Origin of the sequence: Streptomyces desertarenae (genome assembly GCF_042681365.1) — a bacterium.
Lineage (GTDB): Bacteria > Actinomycetota > Actinomycetes > Streptomycetales > Streptomycetaceae > Streptomyces > Streptomyces desertarenae.
In genome coordinates this window covers 71501-94566 of record NZ_JBHUFU010000010.1, presented here as the reverse complement: position 1 = coordinate 94566, position 23066 = coordinate 71501, and the positions used below count along the sequence as shown (strand labels likewise).

The window sequence follows — 23066 nt, the reverse complement described above, 5'->3', positions numbered from 1 at the left end:
CGCGTCCGGACACCACCACACATGGGGAGTAGTGCGCACATGGGAATGAGCGTGACCATCTCCGCGGCGACGGACGTCGACGCGGAGCAGATCCTCAAACTGCAGTACCTGTGCTACCAGTCCGAGGCCGCGCTGTACGGCGACTACGGCATCGAGCCCCTCACCCAGACCCTCGACGACCTGTGCGCCGAACTGGCCCGCGGCTGCGTGCTCGTGGCCCGGCTCGGCGAGGAGGTCGTCGGATCGGTGCGCGGCAGCGTGGAGGAGGACGGCACGGCCGTGATCGGGAAGCTGATCGTGCACCCGCGCATGCAGCGGCACGGCCTGGGCAGGCGGCTGCTGTCGGCGATCGAGGCGCGGCTGGCGCAGGAGCGGTCCGCCAAGCGCTACCGGCTGTCCGTCGGCCACCGCAGCGAGGGCACCATCCGCCTCCACCGCAGCCTCGGTTACACCCCCGTGGCCACCGAGCCGGTCTCGCCCCGGCTGAGCATGGTCACCCTGGAGAAGTACCCCGCCCCCCTGGGGCGGGAGGCCGTCCGGCAGGAGTACGCCGCCAGCGCCTGACGGCCCGGCACCCGTGCCCGCGGCGAGGCGGCCCCGGCGGAACCCCTCCGCCGGGGCCGCCCCGCCGCGGCGCGGTCCTCAGACCGCGGAGGCGCTCCCGCGGCCGTCCCCGCCGCGGGAGCGGCGCAGCCACAGCAGGCCCACCACCGGCAGCACCAGCGGCAGCAGCAGGTAGCCGGCGCCGTAGTCCGACCAGACGGTGGCGTCGGGGAAGGCGTCCGGGGCCGCCACGGTCCAGGTGCCGACCGTCAGGACCCCGGCCAGCTCGGCGGTGCAGCACGCCAGGCCCACCCGGCGGGCGCCCTCGCCCCCGCGGACCAGGGCGACGGTGATGACCACGTAGACCGCCGCCGCCACCGCCGAGAGCGAGTAGGCCAGCGGCGCCTCGTGGAAGCGCGTCGAGAGCTGGTAGACCGAGCGGGAGGTGGCGCCGACGGCGAAGATCCCGTACAGCGTGACCAGCAGCCGCCCGGGGCCGCGGCCCAGCCCGCCCGCGGCACCGGCCCCGGACGCCGGCCCGGAAGGCCCCCGGTCGCGGTCGTCAGCCATGGCCGCCTCCCCACACGTCGTACAGCCGCACCTGGAGCACCGCCATCACCACCGCGCCCGCGGCGACCGTCGCCGAGCCCCACCGGGTCCGCTCGGCCAGCGACAGGAAGCCGACCGCGGGCACGCAGGCCGCGACCCCCAGCAGGTAGGAGACGAAGACCACCGTGCCGCCGTCCGGCTCCCGGCCGCGGACGAGCTGGACGACGCCGACGACCAGCTGGACCAGGGCGAGGAGGGTCACCAGGGCCATCCCGGCGAAGTGCCAGTCCTTGGTCGGCTGGTCCCGGTAGGCCGCGAAGCCGCACCAGGCGGCCAGGGCGAGCGCGGCCACGGCGACCGCGACCGTCAGCGGGATGAGCATGCCCGCACTGTATGCGAGGGCCGCATCCCGGATGAAACGACCCCTCGCCCCCGGCCGGGCGGGTGGAGGGCCCGCCGTGGTCTTGGCCACAGAACGGGCTCGGACGGGGTGCCGCCGGAGGCCGGATCCGGCCTCCTCCGGGGGTGTCGGCGCAGCTCACGGCGGGTGCGGGGGGAACGGGGCGGGAGGCTCGCGGGTCGGGTCGCCCCCACCGGTTGTCCACTATCCGGACATCAGTGTCCGCGTTTTACGTGTAGAGCCCAGGTGTCTGGTTTACTCGTCCGCATGACCGCGACGAGCCACCGCATCCCCGCGACCGAGGCGACGATGACGCCCGGTGCTCGTCGCATGTGTCGAATGTGTGACCGCTGAGGGCCCCCGCCTGAGCCGCCTCGCGCCCCGAAGCGAGACCTGAGCCCCGCCCGTCACGGCCGCCGCCCGGCCGGTGCCGGCCGGGCGCGCTCGGGCCCGTGCTCGCCCGCGCCCGCACCGCCCGCCGGCGGAGCGGAGCGCCGGTCCCCACCACCTGCCAGGAACACCCCCGTGCCCGGCGCCGTACCCCGCGCGCCGCGCACTCGACAGTGACGGACACCCAGTGATCACCACCACGGGACTCACCAAGGTCTACCGATCCCGCGGCCGCGAGGTGACGGCCCTCGACGGCGTCGACCTCCACGTCCGCGAGGGCGAGGTCTTCGGCGTCGTCGGCCGCAGCGGCGCCGGGAAGTCCTCCCTCATCCGCTGCGTCAACCTGCTGGAGCGGCCCACCTCGGGCACGGTCGTCGTCGACGGCCGGGACCTCACCGCCCTGGCCGGCCGCGGCCCGCGGGCCGGCGCCGAGCTGCGCCGGGCGCGCAGCCGCATCGGCATGGTCTTCCAGCACTTCAACCTGCTGTCCTCCCGGACCGTCCAGGGCAACGTCGAACTGCCCCTGGAGATCCTGGGCGTGCCCGGCCGCGAGCGCGCCCGCAAGGCACGGGAGCTGCTCGGACTGGTCGGCCTCGCCGACCACGCCCGCTCCTGGCCCGCCCAGCTCTCGGGCGGGCAGAAGCAGCGCGTCGGCATCGCCCGCGCGCTGGCCGGGGACCCCAAGGTGCTGCTCTCGGACGAGGCCACCTCGGCCCTCGACCCCGAGACCACCCGCTCCGTCCTGGAGCTGCTGCGCGACCTCAACCGGCAGCTCGGGCTGACCGTCCTGCTCATCACCCACGAGATGGACGTCGTCAAGACCGTCTGCGACTCGGCGGCGCTGATGCGCGACGGCAGGGTCGTGGAGTCCGGGACCGTCTCCGACCTGCTGGCCACCCCCGGCTCGGAGCTGGCCCGCGAGCTGTTCCCCCTCGCCGGCGGACGGCCCCGGGAGGGGGAGGAGGGCGGGGACCGCACCGTCGTGGACGTCACCTTCCACGGCGAGAGCACCACCCGGCCGCTGATCTCCCAGCTCTCGCGCACCTACGGCATCGACGTGTCGATCCTCGGCGCGGCGATGGACACCATCGGCGGCCGCCAGGTCGGCCGGATGCGCATCGAGCTCTCCGGCAGCCCCGAGGACAACGCCGTGCCGATCGGCTTCCTGCGCGAGCGCGGCCTCACCGTCGAGCCCGCCGCGCCGTTTGGACCCGCCGCCGGGACCACCGGGACCACCGAGACCACCGAGACCGTGAAGGAGCTGCGATGACCTGGGACGAGATGCAGCCCATCCTCCTCCAGGGCACCGTCGACACGCTCTACATGGTCGGCTGGTCCACCCTCGTCACCGTCCTCGGCGGGCTTCCGCTGGGCGTCCTGCTGGTGCTCACCGACCGCGGCGGGCTGCTGGCGAACAGAGCGGTCAACAAGGCCGTCGGCACCGTGGTCAACGTGGGGCGCTCCCTGCCCTTCATCGTCCTCGTCGTCGCCCTGATCCCCTTCACCCGCATGCTCGTCGGCACCTCCATCGGGCCGACCGCCGCCGTGGTGCCGCTCTCCATCGGAGCCATCCCCTTCTTCGCCCGGCTGGTGGAGACCGCCGTGCGCGAGGTGGACCACGGCCTGGTCGAGGCCGTGCTGTCCATGGGCGGCGGCACCGGCACGGTGGTGTTCAAGGTGCTGCTGCCCCAGTCGCTGCCGTCCCTCGTGGGCGGCCTGACCACCACCGTCATCACCCTCGTCGGCTACTCCGCCATGGCCGGCGCGGTGGGCGCCGAGGGGCTGGGCAGCAAGGCCATCACCTACGGCTACCAGCGCTTCGAGACCGGTTTCATGATCGCCACCGTCGTGGTGCTGCTCGCCGTCGTCACCGCCGTGCAGCTCCTGGGCGACGCGGTGGTGCGGCTGCTCTCCCGCCGGGAGCGCACCGCCTCCTGACGCGGCCCGGGCCCGAACCCGGGCCCCACAAGCCCCCACCCCCCACACAGGAAGCCGGACCCCTTGTCCGGCGCCCCCCGGAAACACCGGAAAGAACAGAGAAAGAGGCACTCTTCGTGCGCACCGTCCTCAAGTCCGCCGCCGCCGCGGCCACCGCCGCCCTCACCCTGGGCCTGACCGCCTGCGGCACCGACTCCGACCCCTCCGCCTCCGGCGGCCGGGGTGACGCCGACGCGCCGCTGACCGTGGCGGCCTCCCCGACCCCGCACGCCGACATCCTGGGCTTCGTCAGGGACAACCTGGCCGAGAAGGCCGGACTGAAGCTGGAGGTCAGGGAGTTCACCGACTACGTGCTCCCCAACACCGCGACCGAGAACGGCGAGGTCGACGCCAACTACTTCCAGCACAAGCCCTACCTGGACGACGTCAACGCCAAGCAGGGCACCCACCTGGTGCCCGTGGCGGGCGTGCACCTGGAGCCCCTGGGCCTGTACTCCTCCACCCTGAAGAAGGCCTCCGACCTGGGCGCCGGCGACACCGTCGCGGTACCCAACGACACCACCAACGAGGGCCGCGCCCTGAAGCTCCTGGACGACCACGGCCTGATCGAGCTCAAGGAGGGCGCCGGCCAGGACGCCACCCTGGCCGACATAGCCGACGCCAAGGGCCTGGAGTTCAAGGAGCTGGAGGCCGCCGCGCTGCCCCGCTCCCTGGAGGACGTGGACGCCGCCGTCATCAACGGCAACTACGCCATCGAGGCCGACCTGGACCCCGCCGAGGACGCGCTGGCCCTGGAGGAGGCTGAGGGCAACCCCTACGTCAACCTCCTGGTGGTCAAGGAGGGCAACGAGGACGACCCGCGGGTGAAGAAGCTCGCCGAGCTCCTGACCTCGAAGGAGGTCGCGGAGTTCATCGAGGGCAAGTACCGGGGTTCGGTCGTGGCCGCCTCGGGAACCGACGCCTCCTGAGCCGCGCGGCGGCGTGCGCCGGGCCCCGGCCTGCGGGCCGGGGCCCGGTCCTGCACACCGTCCGGGCGATGCTGCATGCTGTGCATCCGACCCCTTCAGGCTGGAGCGGCGCATGACATCCAACTTCCCGGAGACCACGATCAGTACGGAGCGGCTCGTGCTGCGTCCTCTCGAGGAGGCGGACATCCCCGCGTTCGCGGAGATGATGAACGACGAGCTGGTCACCGCGTGGACCTCCGTGCCCGTCCCCTACACCGAGGAGGACGCCCGGAAGTGGATCACCCGCGGAGCACCCGCGGAGCGCGGCGAGGGACGCGGGATCGTCTTCGCCGTCACCGAGTTCCTCACCCAGCGCCTGGTCGGCACCGTCCACCTGGGCAAGGCCGACTGGCGGGCGCGGTCCGTCGAGGCGGCCTACGTGATCGCCCCCTGGGCGCGCGGCGAGGGGTACGCCGCGGAGTCGCTGCTGGCCGCGGCCCACTGGCTGTTCCGGGACCGGGGGTTCGAGCGGCTGGAGATCCGCACGGCCGCCGGCAACACCGCCTCCCAGCAGGTGGCCCAGAAGGTCGGCTGCGTGAGCGAGGGCGTGCTGCGCAACGCCTGGATAGCCCGGATCCGCACCGAGGACGGCGGCTGGACCGACGTCCGCACGGACCTGATCGTCTGGAGCCTCCTGCCGGAGGACCTCGACGGACCGCCCGACGAGATGGCCGGGGCCGGCGGCTACCCGGCCTACCCGGAGTGGCGCTGACCGGGCCGCGGTCTCCCCGCCCCCGGGGGGACGGGGAGCGCCGGGAGAGGTAATCTCGCTGCGGCGGTCCCGCCGCCCGCCCCGCGCCGGCGCCACCGCACCACCGCAGCCACCCCCACCGCCCCCGCCCCGCGACGCGCCCAGGAGAGAGCCGACGATGGCCGACCGTGTCACCGTGATCGGGTGGGACGGCTCCCCGCTGACCGAGGCCGCCCGGTCCGCACTCGGCGCTGCCACCCTCGTCGCCGGCGCCGCCCACCACCTGGCCCTTCCCGAGGTCCCGCCCGCCGCCGAGCGCATCCGCCTGGGCAGTGTGGCGCTGGCCGCCCGCCGCATCGCCGGACACCGCGGCACCGCGGTCGTCCTCGCCGACGGAGACCCCGGCTTCTTCGGCGTCGTCCGCACCCTGCGCGCGCCCGAGTACGGCCTGGAGGTCGAGGTCGTCCCCGCGGTCTCCGCCGTCGCCGCCGCCTTCGCCCGCGCCGGGATGCCCTGGGACGACGCCCGGATCGTCGTCGCCCACGGCCGCACCCTGCGCCGCGCCGTCAACGTCTGCCGCGCGCACCCCAAGGTCGCCGTCCTCACCTCCCCCGGCGCCGGACCGGCCGAACTCGCCCTGCTCCTGGAGGGGGTGCACCGCACCTTCGTCATCTGCGAGGCGCTGGGCACCGAACGCGAGCAGGTCACCGTCCTGACCTCCGACAAGGTCGCCGACCACGTCTGGCGCGACCCCAACGTCGTGATCGTCGTGGGCGGCCGGGGCTCCGGGGGCGAACCGGCCGCCGACCGCGGCGGCTGGCTGGCCGGTCACGAGCCGGACTTCCCCTCCGCGGTGCGCGGCTGGGCCCTGCCCGCCGCCGAGTACACCGGACGGGACCCGTCCGCGGGGGCGGGCGAGGGCCGGGACTCCGCGCAGCTGCGCGCCGCCCAACTCGCCCGCCTCGGACCCCGCCCCGGCGACCTGCTGTGGGACGTCGGCGCGGGCAGCGGTGCGGTCGCCGTGGAGGCCGCGCGCTTCGGCGCGGCCGTCCTCGCCGTCGAGCGCGACGCGTCCGCCTGCGCCCGGACGACGGCCGCAGCACGGCGGTTCGGCGTCCAGCTCCAAGTGGTGCACGGAACGGCGCCGCGGGCGCTGGAGGCGCTGCCCGAACCCGACGTGGTGCGCGTCGGCGGCGGGGGAGCGCGCACCGTCGCCGCCTGCGCCGACCGCAGGCCCGAACGGATCGTCACCCACGCCGCCACCCGCGACGAGGCCGAGGCCGTCGGGCGCGTGCTGTCGGAGGCCGGGTACGCCGTCGAGTGCGCGCTGCTGCAGTCCGTGGAGCTGGACACCCGGGTCTGGGCGGAGCGGCAGAGGTCGGTCGTCTTCCTGCTCTCCGGGAGCCGGATGTGATCTGCCCCGGAGGAAGCACGACCAACCGGGAGCAGTCCTCCACCCCGGGCCTGCGCGGCACTCGGTGCCGGGTAGGCTGATGGATCGTTGTGCCGCCAACCGGGGTTGGGGCTTTGTCTGCCGATGTCCGGATGGTTCGGCGGGGGTACGTACCGCACCGCGCCCGCGCTCGTTGTCCTCGACGGCGCTGTTCGAGCGGCGCCGTTCCCGAGGCGGGGACGGGGCGGGCACCCGCTGGGGCTGCTGGAAGGAGCACTACCGATGGGCGAGGGGTACGCATGACTGACACCGGCCAGGTCCCGGGCGAGGGACTGCCGGAGAACGCAGGCGGACAGCCGGAGGGGCCGGACGCACCGGCCCACGGCGCCTACACCTTCGCGGGCCCGGTGGAGGGCGTGGCGGCGGGCGACGAGGACGATCTGCTGCTGCCCGGCTCCCAGGGCGCGTGGAGCGAGGCCTCGGCGTCCGCCCAGCACACGCCGCACCCGGCCGCGCCGGCTCCCGGCCCGTACGGGGCGCCGGGGACACAGGGCGTCCCGGGGCCCGCGGCGCAGTACCCCGCGCCGCCCGCGCAGCAGTCGACCCACGTCCAGGTGCCGCACTCCACGCCGACGCCTCCCCGGCCGCTGCACCTGGGCCCGCCCGTGCCGGAGCAGTCCGGCGCGGTGCGCTCGCTGGCCGACCGCGGCCCCAGCCCGGTGGCGCCGCCCGCGCCGACCGGCCCGGCGCACACGCCGCCGCAGGGCATGCCCGTGCGGCAGCCGGGTCCCCCCACGACGGGCCCCGAGTACTTCGACGTCGCCCACGAGGAGCCACCGGCCCCCGCCCCGGCCGCGCCGGGGGACGCCGGCCCGCTGCCGGCGGAGCCCGTCCAGGCGGACGCCTGGGCACCGCAGGCCCCGGGGCCGGTGCACGACCCGGGGCCGGTGCACGACCCGGCCGGGGTCCCGGCGCCCGCCGAGGCGCCCGAGTGGCCCGCCGGCCCGCTGCCCGGTCCCGCCGCGCCCGCCGCCGCGGAGGGCGGTGCGGTGCCCGCGCCCGAGGCCCCCGCCGGGGAGCCGTCCCCCGCGCCGGCACCCCAGGAACCCGCCCCGGTCCCCGCGGAGCCGGCCCCCGCCGAGCCCCCCGTCGCGCAGGCTCCCGTGCCGGAGCCCCCCGTTGCGGAGGTTCCCGCGTCCGAGGTCCCCGCCGGGGAGCCGGCTCCGGCCCAGCCTCCCGTCGCGCAGGCTCCCGTGCCGGAGCCCCCCGTTGCGGAGGTTCCCGCGCCCGAGGCCCCCGCCGGGGAGCCGGCTCCGGCCGAGCCCCCCGCCGCGGCGGAGGCCCCGGTGGAGGCGGAGCCGGAGCCGGAGGCCGCCGCATCCGGGGCCGACGGGGCCGCCGTGCCCGAGGCCCCCGCCGAGGAGCTTCCGGAGCAGCAGGAGCAGCAGGAGGAACCCGTCGCGCAGGCTCCCGCCGAGGACGGTGCCCAGGGCGCGGAGGCCGCCGCGGAGGACGAGGCGCCGCCCGCGCCCGCCGGGACCGCTGCCGACGCCGTTCCCGGGGCGCCCGGCGAACCGCCGACCGGGACGGTTCCCGCCGACGCCGCGGCCGCCGGCGCGGGGGAGCCCGCCCCGGCACCCGAGCAGCAGCTCGCCATGACGGCGGTGCCTGGTGCCGGGCCCCAGGTGATGGAGGCGGTGGCGGTCTCCGCCGAGCCCGCCGGCACCGCCGGGGAGCAGCCTCCGGCCGAAGCGGCGGAAGCAGCCGAAGCGATGGAAGCGGCCGAAGCGGCGGAAGCGGCCGAAGCGGCCCCGGCTGCCGCCGCCGCGGAACCGGAGTCGCCGCAGGAGGCCCCGGGCGACGGCCCGTCCGTCGCCGCGGAACAGGCGCGGCCCTCCGCCCCCGAGGGCGCGCCGGAGAGCGGGCCCGACGGCGCCCGCGGACCGGGCGGGCCCGGCGGAACCGGGGACGCGCCGGACGCCGCCGCGCCCGGGGACGCCGCCGCGTCCGCGCCCGACCCCGGCCCCGCGCCCGACCCCGGCCCCGCGCCCGGCTACGACGAGGCCGAGCGCGAGGCGCTGCACCGCGTCATGCGCGAGCGGCGCGACGTCCGCAACGGCTTCCGCCCCGACCCGATCCCGCACGAGGTGCTGCTGCGCGTCCTGGAGGCGGCCCACACCGCCCCCAGCGTCGGCCACTCCCAGCCGTGGGACTTCGTCATCATCCGCTCCGAGGAGACCCGGCGCACGATGCACGAGCTGGCCATGCGCCAGCGCGAGGCGTACGCCAGGTCGCTGCCCAAGGCGCGCGCCCGGCAGTTCAAGGAGCTGAAGGTCGAGGCGATCCTCGACACCCCGGTCAACATCGTCGTCACCGCCGACCCCACCCGCGGCGGCCGCCACACCCTCGGCCGCCACACCCAGCCGCAGATGGCGCCGTACTCCTCCGCGCTCGCCGTGGAGAACCTGTGGCTCGCCGCGCGCGCCGAGGGCCTGGGCGTGGGCTGGGTCAGCTTCTTCGACGAGCGCGAGATGGTCCGGGTGCTCGGCCTGCCCGAGCACCTGGAGGTCGTCGCCTACCTGTGCATCGGGTACGTCGACGCCTTCCCCGAGGAGCCGGAGCTGGTGCAGGCGGGCTGGTCCAAGCGGCGCCCGCTGTCGTGGGTCGTCCACGAGGAGTCCTACGGCCGCCGCGTGCTGCCCGGTGCCGACGAGCCCCACGACCTGCTCACCGAGACCCTCTCGGGCATCCGCCCGCTGGACGCCAAGGCGCTGGGCGAGGCGTGGGAGCGGCAGAAGCGGATGACCAAGCCGTCCGGCGCACTGGGCATGCTGGAGATCATCTCGGCCCAGCTCAGCGGCCTGGCCCGGCAGTGCCCCCCGCCGATCCCCGAGCCCGCGGCCGTGGCCGTCTTCGCCGGGGACCACGGTGTGCACGCCCAGGGGGTGACCTCCTGGCCGCAGGAGGTCACCGCGCAGATGGTCGCCAACTTCCTGGCCGGCGGGGCGGTCTGCAACGCCTTCGCGAACCAGGTCGGTGCCGAGGTGTGCGTGGTGGACGTGGGCGTGGCGGGCGAACTGCCGTCCGTGCCCGGCCTGCTGCCGCGCAGGGTGCGCTCGGGCACCGCGGACTTCACCGCCGGCCCCGCGCTCACCCGCGAGGAGGTGCTGCGCGCGGTCGAGGTGGGCATCGAGACGGCCCGCGACCTGGTCGCGGCGGGCAACAAGGCGCTGCTCACCGGTGAGATGGGCATCGCCAACACCACCGTCTCGGCGGCCCTGATCTCCGTCTTCACCGGCGCCGATCCGTCCGAGGTCACCGGCCGGGGCACCGGCGTGAACGACGAGATGCACGCCCACAAGGTCGACGTCGTGCGCCGCGCCCTGGAGCTGCACCGGCCCGACCCCTCCGACCCCCTGGGCGTCCTCGCCGCCGTCGGCGGCCTGGAGCACGCCGCGATGACGGGTCTGATCCTGGGCGGCGCCTCGCTGCGCACCCCGGTGATCCTGGACGGCGTGAGCGCGGGGGCGGCGGCCCTGGTCGCCCGGGCGATCGCCCCGGAGGCCCTGGCCGCCTGCATCGCGGGCCACCGCAGCGCCGAGCCCGGCCACGTCGCCGCGCTGACCAAGCTGGGCCTGCGCCCGCTGATCGACCTCGACCTCAGGCTCGGCGAGGGCACCGGAGCCCTGCTGGCGCTGCCGGTGGTGCAGAGCGCGGCCCGCGCCATGCACGAGGTCGCCACCTTCGACTCGGCGGGCGTCACCGAGAAGGGCTGACGTCCGCCGGCCGCCGGCGGGAGCGTTCCGCGTCCCCGCCGGCGGCCCGTCGGTGATCCCGGGCACAGCGGGCCGGGACACGGCGTCGTAGGCTGCTGCCGCCCGCCGTGCCCCGCGCCGGCGCCCGGCCCCGCACGACCCGTCCCGCCCGTCCCGCCCGCCCCGTCCGTCCCCGTCCCCGCCGCTCCACCGCCGCAGCGGCCGAGGAACCCCGCCCGGCCGCCGGGGCGCGCCCCGCGCCGGCCGGGGTGAGACCGCCCAAGGAGCCGCACCGCCATGTCCGACCGCCCCGACCGCTCCGAGTACCCCGCCTACCCCGTGGGCCTGCGCCTGGCAGGGCGCCGCGTGGTCGTCCTCGGCGGCGGGACCGTTGCCCAGCGGCGGCTGCCCGCGCTGCTGGCCGCGGGTGCCGACGTCCTGCTGGTCGCGCCCTCCGCCACCGCCACGGTGGAGGCCATGGCCGAGGCGGGCGAGCTGCGCTGGGAGCGCCGCGCCTACCGTCCCGGCGATCTGGAGGGCGCCTGGTACGCGGTGGTCGCCACCGACGACGCGGAGGCCAACGCCGCCGCCTCGGCCGAGGCCGAGGAGCGCCGGGTGTGGTGCGTGCGCAGCGACGACGCCGAGTCCGCCACCGCCTGGACCCCGGCGACGGGCCGCAGCGAGGGCGTCACCGTCGCCGTGCTCACCGGACGTGATCCGCGCCGCTCGGCCGCGGTGCGCGACGCGGTGGTCGAGGGCCTGCGCGACGGCACCCTGAACGCCCCCCGGCACCGGGCCCGCCGGACCGGCGTCGCGCTGGTCGGCGGCGGCCCCGGGGACCCGGACCTGATCACCGTGCGCGGCCGCCGGCTGCTGGCGGAGGCCGATGTGGTGATCGCCGACCGGCTCGGCCCGCGGGACCTGCTCGACGAGCTGCCGCCGCACGTCGAGGTGATCGACGCGGCCAAGATCCCCTACGGCCGCGCGATGGCCCAGGAGGCCATCAACGACGCCCTCGTGCACCACGCGAAGGCGGGGAGGTTCGTCGTGCGCCTCAAGGGCGGCGACCCCTTCGTCTTCGGCCGCGGGATGGAGGAGGCCCAGGCACTGGCCGAGGCGGGGATCCCGGTCACCGTGGTGCCGGGCATCTCCAGCTCGGTCAGCGTGCCCGGTGCGGCCGGGATCCCGGTCACGCACCGCGGGGTGGCGCACGAGTTCACCGTCGTCAGCGGCCACGTCGCGCCGGACGATCCGCGGTCGCTGGTGGACTGGGCGGCGCTGGCCCGGCTGCGCGGCACGCTGGTGCTGCTGATGGCCGTCGAGAAGGCCGGCGCCATCGCCGCCGCCCTGGTGGAGCACGGACGGGACCCGCACACCCCCGTGGCCGTGGTCCAGGAGGGCACCATGGCCGGGCAGCGCCGGGTGGACGCCACCTTGGCGACGGTGGCCGAGCGGATCCGGGCCGAGGGGGTCCGGCCGCCCGCGGTGATCGTCGTCGGCGACGTGGTCGAGGTCGGCCGGGACACCGGCGGTCTCCGGTGACGGCGCCGGGGGCCGGGCCGCGGTGCGGGACGGAGGGGGGTGCGCCGTGGCCGAGGGGGCGGTGATCGCCGTCGAGGACCCCGGCGACCCGCGTCTGGCCGACTACACGGACCTGACCGACGTCCAGCTGCGCCGCCGGCGCGAACCGGCCGAGGGGCTGTTCATCGCCGAGGGCGAGAAGGTGATCCGCCGCGCCCTGGCGGCCGGTTGCACGATGCGGTCGATGCTGCTGACGCCGCGGTGGGCCGAGGCGATGCGCGACGTCGTGGCGGAGGCCCGGGCCCCCGTCTACACGGTCGCCCCGGAGGTGGCCGAGCGGGTGACGGGGTATCACGTGCACCGCGGGGCCCTGGCCTCCCTGCACCGCAGGCCGCTGCCGGCGCCGGAGGCGCTGCTGGCGGACGCGCGGCGCGTCGCGGTGCTGGAGGCCGTCAACGACCACACCAACGTCGGAGCGCTCTTCCGCAGCGCCGCCGCGCTCGGCGTGGACGCGGTGCTCCTCTCCCCGGACTGCGCCGATCCCCTCTACCGGCGCTCGGTGAAGGTCTCCATGGGGGCGGTGCTCCAGGTGCCCTGGACCCGGCTGTCCTCCTGGCCGCGGGAGATCGAGCTGCTGCGCGGGGCCGGGTTCGCCACGGCGGCGCTGGCGCTGGAGGAGGACTCCCTGCGGCTGGACGAGCTGGCGGCCCGCCGCCACCCCCGGCTGGCCCTGATCCTCGGCTCGGAGGGCGACGGGCTGCGCCCCTCCACCGTCGCGGCCGCCGACGTGACGGTGCGGATCCCCATGAGCGCGGGCGTCGACTCCCTCAATGTCGCCGCGGCCGCCGCCGTGGCCTTCTACGCCACCGGGCCCGCCGCCGGATGAGCCGTTCGAGGCGACACAATCCCCCAAAGCGGGCATTACGTAACTTTACGTGATAAGTTCGACACGTCAGTACTCGGTCGGCGTGCCGGGCGACCCGGTGGACCGGGCCCGGCACGCCCGTGTCGGCGAACCGACCACACGGGGGTCCCACCGGGGGTGCGGCCCCCGGACCCGCTCCGCCCGGAGGACGGCCGCGACCGGGCCGCAGACGCACCGGCCCGGCCGCCCTCCCCAAGGGAAGGAAGGCGACCGATGAGTGTCCAGCCCGTCTCCCGCCCCCCCGCGCTCAGGGCCCTGTGGGTCCTGGCGACCGTCCAGTTCTCCGCCCTCGTCGCCCTGGTGGCCGGCATCCTCTCCGGAGCCTCGGGCACCTCCCTGCCCGGAGCCGTGCTGCACGCGGGCGGCGCGTTCGCGGCCACCCTGCCGCTCTGCCTGGCCGTCCTGTCGGTGCTCGGAACCCTGTGAGCGGCCCGGACCGCCGGAACCCGGCTACCCCCCGACGCCCGCGCCCGCGGGGACCGCGGTGGTGACGGCGCCTCCCGCCGGACCGCCCGCGGGACCGCCCAGCCCCCGCGCCGGCCCCTGGCAGCCCTGGGCCGCGGCGATGCCCAGCGCGACCAGGAGCGTCACCGTCACGAACACCACCAGTCGCTGGCGCAGCAGGTGCGGGTTGGCCGGGGGGCGCCGCCCGCCCGGCCGGGTGCCGGCCCCGGTGCGCGCGGGACGCCGGCCGGTGGGGCGCGCCGCCTTCCGGGCCGCACCGCCCGCCGCCCGTCCGCCGGCGGACGGGCGGGCACCGCCCCGCGGGGGCGTGCGCGGGACGGTCCCGCCGGAACCCTCCGGGCCGCTCCGCTCCCGGCGCGCCGAACCCCCCTGCGAGCCGGACCCCGCGGGGGCGCGGTCGCCGTCGCGCGCGGTGCGCTGCCCCGTGTACCGCTCCGTGCGCCGCCCTCCGGCCGGCCTCCCGGCGGGCGGACGCCCCGAGGACGGTCTCGCCGGGCGCACGGCCGCGCCCGTGGCGGCGCCCTCCGGCAACCCGCGCGCCTCCCGGGCGGCGATCTCCCGCAGCCGCATCGCCAGCTGCAGCGTGCTCGGCCGGTCCTCCGGGTCCTTGGCCAGACACGCCCGCACCAGGGGCGCCAGTGCCACGTGCACGCCCTGGAGCTGCGGCTCCTCGTGCACCACCCGGTACAGCATCACCTCGGAGCTCCCCTGCCCGAACGGCGAGTCGCCGGTGGCCGCGTACGCCAGCGTCGCGCCCAGCGAGAACACGTCCGTCGCGGGGGTCACCGCCGCGCCCCGCACCTGCTCGGGCGCGAGGAAACCGGGCGAGCCCACCGCCGTGCCGACGTGGGTGAGCGTGCTGGCCCCCGTCGCCCAGGCGATGCCGAAGTCGATGATGCGCGGGCCCTTGGGGGAGAGCAGGATGTTCGACGGCTTCAGATCCCGGTGCACCACACCGGCCTCGTGCACCGCCACCAGCCCCTCGGCCAGCGCCGCGCCGATCGAGGCGACCTGCGCCGCGGGCAGCGGCCCCTCCTCGTTCACCTTGTCGTGCAGCGACGGCCCCGGGACGTACTGCGTGGCGAACCACGGGCGGTCGGCCTCCAGATCGGCCGCCACCAGCCGGGCCGTGCAGCCGCCGCGGATCCTCCGCGCGGCCGAGACCTCGCGCGCGAAGCGCGTGCGGAACTCGGGGTCCTCCGCCAGGTCCGGCCGGATCACCTTCAGGGCCACCCGCTGCCCGCGCCGGTCGGAGCCGAGGTACACCACGCCCATGCCGCCCGCACCCAGCCGCCGGTGGAGCCTGAACGAGCCGACGACTCGCGGGTCCTCGCGCCGGAGCCGCACCATCGCCATGTCCTTCCCCTACCTCCGCCGGCCGTCGGACCCGGGCCCGCCCGCGGCGGGCCGGCCCCGCGCCGCCCGGTCCCTGTGACGTGCCACAGCTTACGGACTGCGGCCCCCCGGCGCCGATAGGCCGCGCACGCCGGCCCCGGCGCATGTCAGTGCCGGGTGGGAGACTGGGAAGGTGGGCGCGAGGGGATCCGGAGCGGGAGAGCCCCTGCTCGAAAGCGCCCAACGGGCCTTCCCGGAAAGGGGATCGGGTATGAAGGGCGACTGGGTCGAGATCGTGGTGGACGCGGGGGACACCACCCGCACCTACGAGATGGCGGCCACGCGTGCGGGCCGACGGGTGGAGACGCAGGTGCGCAGGGGAGTGGTGGAGGTGAGCGAGGTCACCAGGAACGGCTCGGCGGTGCGCACCGCCCGCTTCATGGCCACCCGGGTGCTGGCGCTGGTGGAGCACCCCGTGCCGCGCGAGGAGGCCTCGGAGGCGGCGGCCTGAGCGGCGGCGGGCCGTCCGCCGCGGGGCGTCCCCTCGGGGAAGTCCCCGGCAGGTCGGGGCCGTTGTCCGACCTGGGGAGTAGTCGGGGCGCGGCGGAGTCATCCTGGGGGAGGCCCCGAATCGGTACGCGGGCATGACGCCCGCACCTCCCCGGCTGCCTAGTGTTGGTGTCAAGCGGCGGGTGCGAGCACTCGTCCCCCGAGGTCAGACACCCGCCGCCCCAGACACGACAGGAGCGGAACCATGGCGCACACGGCAGAGCGCCCGTCGGCCCGGATCCCGGGCCGGCCGGCGGGAACGGCCCCCTTCGGGAGCCGGCCGGGCGATCGCCGCCACCCGCTGGTGGCCACCGCCATGGTCCTTCCGCTGGCCGTCCTGCTGGCCGTCGTCTTCGGCGGCGTGGAGGCGGTGATCACACAGGCGTCGTCCGTGGCCGGGGCCCTGGGGCTCTGACACGGGCCCGGGCTCGGGAGAGCGGCCCGAGCCGGGAGACCCGGCCACCCACCCCGTGGGGACGGGGGTACGGCGGACGGCGTGATGCCCGGGCAGTTGGGGAACTGCCCGGGCAACGCGCTGTCCGGGGCCGTACGATCGGTCCGCCGCGGACGCCCGCGGCCGCGGCGCACGGGACCGCGGGCCGGAGGGGAGGCACACCGTGGACACACCGCCCGCCGGGCACCCGCAGCACCCGGCGGCGTCCGCCTTCCCCGCCCCCGGCGCCGCCGGCCCCCCGCCCGTGGTGCTCGCCCGGCGCGCCGACGCCACCGTCGTCCGCATCGGGGGGACCGTCGCCAAGGCGCACGCCGCGGACTGCGACCGCGCCGCCCTGGGGATCCGGCTGCGCGTGGCCGCGCACCCCCTGCTGCGCGGCATCCTGCTCGCGCCGCTGCCGGCCGGCGACGGACCGGAGCCGCTGCTGGGCACCTGCCCCGACGGCCGCCCGGTCAGCCGGTGGCCCCACGGCACTCCCGTCGACCCCGGTGATCCGGCCGCCGCGCCCTGGGAGGCGGCCGGCGAACTGCTCGCCCGGCTGCACACCGTCCCGGTGGCCGACCTGCCCGGCCCGCTGCCGCCGATGCGCGGCCCGGCCGGGGTGGCGCGCGCCCTGGCGGCGATGCGGCGCGAGGCCCGCTCCCCGGCCGCCGTCCGGGCCGTCGAGGCGGCCGCGGCCACCCTGCCCGGCTGGGCGCGCGGGGAGGAGCCGCCGCCGCGGGCCGACGCCCTCTGCCACGGCGACCTCCACCTGGGGCAGTTCGTCCGGCACCCGGCGCCCCGCGGGGCCTGGCGCCTCATCGACGTCGACGACCTGGGGCTGGGCGACCCGGCCTGGGACCTCGCGCGGCCCGCCGCCTGGTTCGCCGCGGGACTGCTCGCCCCCGCCGACTTCGGCCGCTTCCTGGACGCCTACCGGGGCGCGGGCGGCACCGCCCTGTCCGGCCCCGGGGCGGAGGACCGGGCGGCCTCCGCGGACCCCTGGCCGCGGCTGGACGCGCCCGCACGGGCCCTGACGGTCCAGACGGCCGCCCGTGCCCTGGCCAGGGCGGCGGCGGAGGGCCGCGGTCCGGACGAGGTGGACCGGACGCTGGTCGACGCCTGCTCGCGCATCGCGCAGACCCGCTGATCCCCCGCGGAACCCGCCCGGGACCGCCCGCCGGCGAGACGATGCGGCCGGAAGTGCATCCGCGGGGCCTCCCCGCGCGTCCCTACCGGCACACAGAGGCGTACACGGGCGGCCGGACACACCGTCGGCCCGTGACCGAGGACACGGAGGCGAGACCGCGATGCAGTGCCCCAAGTGCCGAGCACCCATGCACACCTACGACCGCAGCGGAGTCCGGATCGAGCAGTGCAGCGGCTGCCGGGGGATCTTCCTCGACTACGGCGAACTGGAGACCCTCACCCGCCTGGAGGCCCAGTGGTCGCAGCCCGCCGCCCCGCCCCCGCCGGGCCCGGCCCCCCAGCCCTACCCGGCGGCTCCCGCCTGGGGAGCGGCACACCACGGGCACCACCCGCACCACGGGCGCCACAAGAGCTTCAGCCGGATGCTGTTCTCCTCCTGACCGGGCGACCACGTGGCCGGCCGGCCGCGGACACGACGGAGGGCCGGAGCCTGATGGCTCCGGCCCTCCGTGCCGCGTGGACGATACTGGGATTGAACCAGTGACCTCTTCCGTGTCAGGGAAGCGCTCTCCCGCTGAGCTAATCGTCCGCGATGCGGTGTTCCGCGTGCGCGATACTGGGATTGAACCAGTGACCTCTTCCGTGTCAGGGAAGCGCTCTCCCGCTGAGCTAATCGCGCTGGGCAAAGGCCCCGAGGGGCCCTCAGTGGACGATACTGGGATTGAACCAGTGACCTCTTCCGTGTCAGGGAAGCGCTCTCCCGCTGAGCTAATCGTCCGAGGTGGAGACGGGATTTGAACCCGTGTAGACGGCTTTGCAGGCCGTTGCCTCGCCTCTCGGCCACTCCACCAGAGCGGGGGCCGAAGACCCCCATCGAGCGGACGACGAGACTCGAACTCGCGACATCCACCTTGGCAAGGTGGTGCTCTACCAACTGAGCTACGTCCGCAGTGCCTCCCCCGGCGCACGTCCGGGAGCTGCCGCCGCCGACCGCTTGCGCGCTCGGTGACGTCATGAACTTTAGCGGATTCCCCGGCCAGCTCAAATTCCGTTTCCCCGGTGCGCCCGCCATAGACTCGCGGCGTGCACGATCCGGCCCCCATCGCCCGCTTCGGCGGCACCGTCGCCTCCGACCTGCGCGACGTCACCAGCGACCCCGCGGCACTGGACTCCCGGGGCTGGTGGGCCGTGGCCGCCGACTTCGAAGGGCGCCTGGTCTGCGCCCGCTTCGGCGACGTGCGCCCCGCCCCTGTCCCCCGCCCCCGCCCGGGGGCCTGGCGCGGACCGGCGCCGGACGCCTGGAAGTCCTCCCTGGACCGCGCCGCCTACACGGCCGGGGTGCGCCGCATCCGCGAGCACATAGCGGCGGGCGAGGTGTACCAGGCCAACCTCTGCCGGGTGCTCACCGCGCCCCTGCCCGACCCGGCCGCCGCCGACCCCGACGAGCTGACCGCGCTCCTGGCGCGCGGCAACCCCGCCCCCCACGCGGGCACCGTCCGGCTCCCCGCCCACGGCGTCGAGATCGCCACCGCCTCGCCCGAGCTCTACCTCGCCCGCCGCGGCCGCACCGTGGAGTCCCGCCCCATCAAGGGCACCGGCCGCACCGCCGGGGACCTGCTGGAGAAGGACCGCGCCGAGAACGTGATGATCGTCGACCTGGTCCGCAACGACCTCGGGCGGGTCTGCGCCGCCGGCTCGGTCACCGTCCCCGCCCTGTGCGCCGTCGAGCCGCACCCCGGACTCGTCCACCTCGTCTCCGCCGTCCGCGGCGAACTCGCCCCCGGTGCGGGCTGGGCCGACCTGCTGGAGCACACCTTCCCGCCCGGCTCGGTCACCGGCGCGCCCAAGTCCCGCGCCCTGAGCGTCATCCGCTCCCTGGAGACGGCCCCGCGCGGCCCGTACTGCGGGGGCATCGGCTGGGTGGACGCCGACCGCGGCACCGGCGAACTGGCCGTGGGCATCCGCACCTTCTGGATCGACCGCGCCGCGCCCGGCGGCCCGGTGCTGCGGTTCGGGACCGGCGCCGGGATCACCTGGGGCTCGGACCCGGAGCGGGAGTGGGAGGAGACCGAGCTCAAGGCGGCCCGGCTGCTCGCGGTAGCGTCGGGGGAGCGCGGCACGGAGACCGCGGCGGCCGGCGCGGCCGGCGGGGCGACCGGGTGCGCGGCGGGCAGGACCGGCGGGAGCGGAGGAACGACGCCATGGCGCTGATCTGGGTGGACGGGAAGCTGTGCGGAGCGGACGAGGCGCGGGTCTCCGTGCTCGACCACGGCCTGACCGTCGGGGACGGCGTCTTCGAGACGCTCAAGACCGTCGAGGGCCGGCCCTTCGCCCTGACGCGCCACCTGGACCGGCTCGCCGCCTCCGCCCGCGGCCTGGGACTGCCCGAGCCCGACGCGGACGAGGTGCGCCGTGCCTGCGCCGCCGTGGCCGAGGCCAACCCCGTGCCGCTGGGGCGGCTGCGGATCACCTACACCGGCGGCCTCTCCCCGCTCGGCTCCGACCGCGGCGACGCCCCGCCCACCCTGGTCGTCGCCCTGAGCGGCATCGATCCGCGCCCCGACACCACCGCGGTGGTCACCGTGCCGTGGACCCGCAACGAGCGCGGCGCGCTGACCGGCCTGAAGACCACCTCGTACGCCGAGAACGTCGTCGCGCTCGCCCGGGCCCGCCGGCACGGCGCCTCCGAGGCGCTGTTCGCCAACACCGTCGGGCAGCTGTGCGAGGGCACCGGCTCCAACGTCTTCGTCGTCCTCGGCGGCGAGCTGCACACCCCGCCCCTGGCCTCCGGCTGCCTCGCGGGCGTCACCCGCGCCCTGGTGCTGGAGTGGTGCGGGGCCAAGGAGACCGACCTGCCGCTGGACGCCCTGGAGCGGGCCGAGGAGGTCTTCCTCACCTCCACCACGCGCGACGTCCAGGCCGTCCGCCGGATCGACGACCGCGAGCTGCCCGGCGCGCCGGGACCGGTCACCGCCGAGGCCATGCGGGCCTTCGCCGAGCGCTCGGCGGCCGACGTCGACCCCTGATCCGTCCGCACCGCCGCCGGCGGTGCGGACGCGGGGCCGGAACCCCGGTGACAGGGAGGCGCCGCGCCGGGTAGAAACCAGGCGATGACCACCACCTTGCGCCCCACCGGACCCGAGCGGCACGCCGAGGACGGCTCCCGCTCCCGCTCGTACGACATCTGCGTCAACGGCCGCCCCGTCGGGAGCGTGCGCCTGACCGCCGACGGGCGGCCGGGCCCGCTGTCCACCGGGCGGCTGGAGGACCTCGCCGTCCGCGAACCCGACCGCCGCCGGGGCCGGGCCACCGTCGCCGCGCTCGCCGCCGAGGAGGTGCTGCGCGGCTGGGGGTGCCGCCGGGCCGAGGTGCGGATACCGGCCGGCGCCGAGCCGGCCCTGCGGCTCGCGGCCGCCCTGGGGTACGCCGAGCGCAACCGGCACCTGGCCAAGGAGCTGCCGCCGTCCCCGGCCGGGGTGCCGGAGGCGCCGGAGGGCTCCGCGGTGCGCCCGCTGGAGCGCGGCGAGTACCCGGCGTGGCTGGAGTCCCGCACGGCGTCGTACGCCCGCCACTGGACCGGGCGGGGCCTGTCGGCCGCGGAGGCCCGGCGCAGGTCCGAGGAGAGCCACGCCGCGCTGCTGCCGCACGGGCCGGACACCCCGCGCACCGCCCTGCGGGCCCTCGTCCGCGACGGCGCGGTCGTCGGCACGCTCTGGCTGGCCCTGGAGGCCCCCCACGGGCCGGGCGGATGGGTCTACGACGTCGAGGTGGAGGCGGAGCACCGCGGCCGGGGCCACGGCCGGACCCTGCTGCTGGACGCCGAGCGCGTCTGCCTGGCGGCCGGGGTGCGCGTCCTCGGGCTGAACGTCGTGGCGGACAACACCCCGGCCCGGCGGCTGTACGAGTCGCTCGGCTACCGGCCGACCGCCCACCACCTGGACAAGACGCTGCTGTAGGGGTGCCGCCCGGCCCCGGGCGGCGCCCCGCGCCGCCTCCGCGTCAGCCGGCCGCGTCCCGGCCCAGGAGCCGGTCGGCGATCTCCTCGATCCGCTCGCGCAGGCCCTCCTGGCTCCTTCCGCCGTCCAGCCGCTCGCCGCCGATCACGTACGTCGGGGTGCCGGTGACCCCGATCGCCCGGCCCTCGGCCTGGTCGGCGTCGACGGCCAGCAGGTGCCGGCCGTCGATCAGCGCGGTGTCCACCTCCTCGGCGTCCAGACCCAGCTCCCGCGCCACCTCCACGAGCAGCTCCTCGCCGCGGCGGCCGAGCTCCTCGGCGCGGGCCAGGACCGCCGCGACGTACTCGTCGCCGCGGCCCTGCGCGTACGCCTCCTCGGCGGCCTGCGCGGCGGCGTAGGCGTGGCGGTGCTTCTCCAGCGGGAAGTGGCGCAGTCTGATCTCCAGGGCGTCGCCGTACCGCTCGCGCAGCGCGCGCAGGTCGGCCGCGGCCCGGTGGCAGTCGGGGCACTGAAGTTCGCACCACACGTCCAGGACGGCGCGGGTGGCGGGGGTGGGAGGGGAGTCGTTCATGGGGCCAGTCTCCCAGCCGCCCTCCGCGGCACCGTCCCGCGGTGGGGTCCGGCGGCCCCGGCCGTCGGCCCGCAGGAGGAGGACCCCCCGGAGATCCCCCGGACTCCGGGGCCCGGGGCGTGGCACGTACGGGGTGGGGCGCGGCACGATGGAGACATGCTGACCACGACCGTCTGCGCGGCCCTCTCCGCGGCGGGGCTGGCCGTCGCCTTCCTGACGGCCTACCGCCGCCGCTTCGCCGCGGCCACCCGCATCGCCGCCCTCGCCCTGGTGCCCGTCGGGCTGGCGATGTCCGGCCTGCTCGGGCTGTTCGGCGAGGTGGGCGGCGCGGTGGCCGCCTGGGCCTCGGACCTGGTATTCGAACCGACGGTGTGGGCGGGCTTCGGCGTGCTCGCCGCGGCGGTGGTCCTCTTCGTGGCGGGCGGCGCCGCCGCGCGGCGCACCCGGAGCCGTGCGGGCGGCGGCGGGAGCCGCCGGGAGCTGCGGGCCGCGGAGCGGGATGCCGCGCAGTCCGCAGCGAAGCCCGCCCTGGGAGCGGAGCGGAAGCCCGGCCGGACGGCCGCCGGCGAGGACGACTTCTCGGACATAGAAGCGATCCTGCGCAAGCACGGCATCTGAATCGGGTGAACCGTGCCGGGAGCCCCGCCCGACGACCGCTGCGGCGGTCCGCCGTGGGCCATCATCCCGGCGAGATGCAGCACACCACCGAGGACCGCCGTCCCGCCCCCGACGCCCCCGACCCGCCGGATCCGCAGGCGCGCGGCTGCCTGTACGCCCTCTCCCAGCCGCCGCTGATGCTCTTCCTGGCCGTCGTCGCGGGACTGGTCTTCCTGGCGGCGGCGCACGACCTGCTCCTGCTCTGACCGCCGCGCGGGTCCGCGGCCGCGGACCCGCCGGCCCCGCGCACCCCGTCAGCTCCCGGCGGCCTCGCGCTGCCGCGCCCGGTAGGCGGCCACGTGCAGCCGGTTGCCGCAGGTGCGGCTGTCGCAGTAGCGGCGCGAGCGGTTGCGGGACAGGTCGATGAAGGCGCGGCGGCAGTCGGGGGCGGCGCAGCGGCGCAGCCGCTCCCGCTCCCCGGCGACGATCAGGAAGGCCAGCGCCATGCCGCCGTCCGCCGCCAGGTGGTCGGCCAGGGAGGCGCCGGGGGCGAAGTAGTGGATGTGCCAGTCGTAGCCGTCGTGGTCGGTGAGCTGGGGAGTGGTGCCGGCGGCGGCGACGAGCGCGTTCACCAGTTCGGCCGCGCCCCGGGAGTCGGGCGCGGCGAACACCTCCGCGAACCGCTCGCGCACCCTGCGCACGGCGGCCAGGTCCGCCTCGTCCAGCCTCTCCACGCCGCTGAGGGAGTTGCGCTCCACGTAGGCGCACAGGGCGCGGACGTCGGTGAGGGTGTCGGGGCCGTACTCGTCGGGAGCGGTGTTCAGCAGGTCGACGACGCTGTCGAGCGCGCACCGGGTGTCGTGGTTGATCAGCACGGTCGTCGCTCCCTGGCCGGTGTC

General features: G+C 76.8%; 24 protein-coding genes and 5 tRNA genes. 19 read left to right on the top strand and 10 right to left on the bottom strand.

Annotation, left to right across the window (positions count from 1 at the left end):
* Window positions 1-39 precede the first annotated feature (39 nt).
* On the top strand, window positions 40-564 hold the full coding sequence (locus ACFSJS_RS17785; protein WP_380901472.1) for a GNAT family N-acetyltransferase: 525 nt from the start codon (window positions 40-42) through the stop codon (window positions 562-564).
* A gap of 78 nt (window positions 565-642) precedes the next feature.
* On the opposite strand, the gene ACFSJS_RS17780 is transcribed toward ACFSJS_RS17785, so the two are convergent.
* Window positions 643-1113 carry a hypothetical protein gene (locus ACFSJS_RS17780; RefSeq protein WP_380901470.1) on the bottom strand — a complete coding sequence of 157 codons (471 nt, stop codon included), beginning with the start codon at window positions 1111-1113 and terminating at the stop codon, window positions 643-645.
* Window positions 1106-1474 (bottom strand): hypothetical protein, encoded by a 369-nt coding sequence (locus ACFSJS_RS17775; protein WP_380901468.1) that lies wholly within the window; start codon window positions 1472-1474, stop codon window positions 1106-1108. Before ACFSJS_RS17775 ends, ACFSJS_RS17780 begins: the two co-directional genes overlap by 8 nt.
* Before the next feature lie 595 nt (window positions 1475-2069).
* Between ACFSJS_RS17775 and ACFSJS_RS17770 the strand changes: the two genes are divergently transcribed.
* The 9 genes from ACFSJS_RS17770 (at window position 2070) to ACFSJS_RS17730 (ending at window position 13538) form a co-directional block, all read left to right on the top strand.
* Window positions 2070-3152, top strand: a complete 1083-nt coding sequence (locus tag ACFSJS_RS17770) for a methionine ABC transporter ATP-binding protein (protein WP_380901466.1) — start codon at window positions 2070-2072, stop codon at window positions 3150-3152.
* Window positions 3149-3820, top strand: a complete 672-nt coding sequence (locus ACFSJS_RS17765; RefSeq protein WP_380901464.1) for a methionine ABC transporter permease — start codon at window positions 3149-3151, stop codon at window positions 3818-3820. The genes ACFSJS_RS17770 and ACFSJS_RS17765 overlap by 4 nt, the downstream gene beginning before the upstream one ends.
* 116 nt (window positions 3821-3936) lie before the next feature.
* Window positions 3937-4788, top strand: coding sequence for a MetQ/NlpA family ABC transporter substrate-binding protein (locus ACFSJS_RS17760; RefSeq protein WP_380901462.1), 852 nt, complete (start codon window positions 3937-3939; stop codon window positions 4786-4788).
* A 112-nt stretch (window positions 4789-4900) separates the two neighbouring features.
* Window positions 4901-5539 carry a GNAT family N-acetyltransferase gene (locus tag ACFSJS_RS17755; RefSeq protein WP_380901460.1) on the top strand — a complete coding sequence of 213 codons (639 nt, stop codon included), beginning with the start codon at window positions 4901-4903 and terminating at the stop codon, window positions 5537-5539.
* 157 nt (window positions 5540-5696) lie between these two features.
* The gene (gene cbiE, locus ACFSJS_RS17750) at window positions 5697-6932 is read left to right on the top strand and encodes a precorrin-6y C5,15-methyltransferase (decarboxylating) subunit CbiE (RefSeq protein WP_380901458.1); all 1236 of its coding nucleotides are present in this window, start codon (window positions 5697-5699) and stop codon (window positions 6930-6932) included.
* A 278-nt stretch (window positions 6933-7210) separates the two neighbouring features.
* Window positions 7211-10687: a nicotinate-nucleotide--dimethylbenzimidazole phosphoribosyltransferase gene (gene cobT, locus ACFSJS_RS17745; RefSeq protein WP_380901456.1), complete on the top strand. Its 3477-nt coding sequence runs from the start codon at window positions 7211-7213 to the stop codon at window positions 10685-10687.
* Between the two features lie 276 nt (window positions 10688-10963).
* On the top strand, window positions 10964-12208 hold the full coding sequence (gene cobA / locus ACFSJS_RS17740; RefSeq protein WP_380901454.1) for a uroporphyrinogen-III C-methyltransferase: 1245 nt from the start codon (window positions 10964-10966) through the stop codon (window positions 12206-12208).
* Between the two features lie 46 nt (window positions 12209-12254).
* Entirely contained in the window at window positions 12255-13073 is an 819-nt protein-coding gene (locus tag ACFSJS_RS17735) for a TrmH family RNA methyltransferase (protein ID WP_380901452.1), read from the top strand.
* 252 nt (window positions 13074-13325) lie between these two features.
* A complete protein-coding gene (locus ACFSJS_RS17730; protein WP_380901450.1) occupies window positions 13326-13538 on the top strand; it encodes a hypothetical protein in 213 nt (70 codons plus the stop codon).
* Between the two features lie 24 nt (window positions 13539-13562).
* Here ACFSJS_RS17730 and ACFSJS_RS17725 read toward each other — a convergent pair whose 3' ends face one another.
* Window positions 13563-14933: a serine/threonine-protein kinase gene (locus tag ACFSJS_RS17725; protein ID WP_380901448.1), complete on the bottom strand. Its 1371-nt coding sequence runs from the start codon at window positions 14931-14933 to the stop codon at window positions 13563-13565.
* Window positions 14934-15183: 250 nt separating this feature from the next.
* Here ACFSJS_RS17725 and ACFSJS_RS17720 point away from each other — a divergent pair, with 250 nt between their 5' ends.
* From ACFSJS_RS17720 to ACFSJS_RS17705, 4 genes are all read left to right on the top strand, one after another.
* Complete coding sequence (locus ACFSJS_RS17720; protein WP_380901446.1) at window positions 15184-15423, top strand: hypothetical protein; 240 nt, start codon at window positions 15184-15186, stop codon at window positions 15421-15423.
* Between the two features lie 243 nt (window positions 15424-15666).
* Entirely contained in the window at window positions 15667-15876 is a 210-nt protein-coding gene (locus tag ACFSJS_RS17715; RefSeq protein ID WP_380901444.1) for a hypothetical protein, read from the top strand.
* 202 nt (window positions 15877-16078) lie between these two features.
* Complete coding sequence (locus ACFSJS_RS17710; RefSeq protein ID WP_380901442.1) at window positions 16079-17044, top strand: phosphotransferase family protein; 966 nt, start codon at window positions 16079-16081, stop codon at window positions 17042-17044.
* Between the two features lie 160 nt (window positions 17045-17204).
* The gene (locus ACFSJS_RS17705) at window positions 17205-17483 is read left to right on the top strand and encodes a TFIIB-type zinc ribbon-containing protein (RefSeq protein WP_380901440.1); all 279 of its coding nucleotides are present in this window, start codon (window positions 17205-17207) and stop codon (window positions 17481-17483) included.
* 77 nt (window positions 17484-17560) lie between these two features.
* On the opposite strand, the gene ACFSJS_RS17700 is transcribed toward ACFSJS_RS17705, so the two are convergent.
* The 5 genes from ACFSJS_RS17700 to ACFSJS_RS17680 form a co-directional block, all read right to left on the bottom strand.
* Window positions 17561-17632: transfer RNA gene (locus ACFSJS_RS17700), tRNA-Val, on the bottom strand.
* Window positions 17633-17650: 18 nt separating this feature from the next.
* Window positions 17651-17722 (bottom strand) — tRNA-Val (locus ACFSJS_RS17695).
* 27 nt (window positions 17723-17749) lie between these two features.
* Window positions 17750-17821 (bottom strand) — tRNA-Val (locus tag ACFSJS_RS17690).
* Window position 17822: 1 nt separating this feature from the next.
* Window positions 17823-17893: transfer RNA gene (locus tag ACFSJS_RS17685), tRNA-Cys, on the bottom strand.
* Between the two features lie 26 nt (window positions 17894-17919).
* Window positions 17920-17992, bottom strand: a tRNA-Gly gene (locus ACFSJS_RS17680).
* A gap of 134 nt (window positions 17993-18126) precedes the next feature.
* Between ACFSJS_RS17680 and ACFSJS_RS17675 the strand changes: the two genes are divergently transcribed.
* From ACFSJS_RS17675 to ACFSJS_RS17665, 3 genes are all read left to right on the top strand, one after another.
* Window positions 18127-19254, top strand: coding sequence for a chorismate-binding protein (locus ACFSJS_RS17675; RefSeq protein WP_380901438.1), 1128 nt, complete (start codon window positions 18127-18129; stop codon window positions 19252-19254).
* Window positions 19245-20069 carry an aminotransferase class IV gene (locus tag ACFSJS_RS17670; protein ID WP_380901436.1) on the top strand — a complete coding sequence of 275 codons (825 nt, stop codon included), beginning with the start codon at window positions 19245-19247 and terminating at the stop codon, window positions 20067-20069. Before ACFSJS_RS17675 ends, ACFSJS_RS17670 begins: the two co-directional genes overlap by 10 nt.
* 84 nt (window positions 20070-20153) lie before the next feature.
* Complete coding sequence (locus ACFSJS_RS17665; RefSeq protein ID WP_380901434.1) at window positions 20154-20999, top strand: GNAT family N-acetyltransferase; 846 nt, start codon at window positions 20154-20156, stop codon at window positions 20997-20999.
* A 43-nt stretch (window positions 21000-21042) separates the two neighbouring features.
* Here ACFSJS_RS17665 and ACFSJS_RS17660 read toward each other — a convergent pair whose 3' ends face one another.
* On the bottom strand, window positions 21043-21570 hold the full coding sequence (locus ACFSJS_RS17660) for a DsbA family protein (protein ID WP_380901432.1): 528 nt from the start codon (window positions 21568-21570) through the stop codon (window positions 21043-21045).
* Window positions 21571-21726: 156 nt separating this feature from the next.
* Here ACFSJS_RS17660 and ACFSJS_RS17655 point away from each other — a divergent pair, with 156 nt between their 5' ends.
* Both ACFSJS_RS17655 and ACFSJS_RS17650 read left to right on the top strand, forming a co-directional pair.
* Window positions 21727-22188, top strand: a complete 462-nt coding sequence (locus ACFSJS_RS17655) for a hypothetical protein (protein ID WP_380901430.1) — start codon at window positions 21727-21729, stop codon at window positions 22186-22188.
* Between the two features lie 74 nt (window positions 22189-22262).
* Entirely contained in the window at window positions 22263-22433 is a 171-nt protein-coding gene (locus ACFSJS_RS17650; RefSeq protein WP_380901428.1) for a hypothetical protein, read from the top strand.
* Between the two features lie 48 nt (window positions 22434-22481).
* On the opposite strand, the gene ACFSJS_RS17645 is transcribed toward ACFSJS_RS17650, so the two are convergent.
* Window positions 22482-23042 carry a CGNR zinc finger domain-containing protein gene (locus tag ACFSJS_RS17645; protein WP_380901426.1) on the bottom strand — a complete coding sequence of 187 codons (561 nt, stop codon included), beginning with the start codon at window positions 23040-23042 and terminating at the stop codon, window positions 22482-22484.
* Window positions 23043-23066 lie beyond the last annotated feature (24 nt).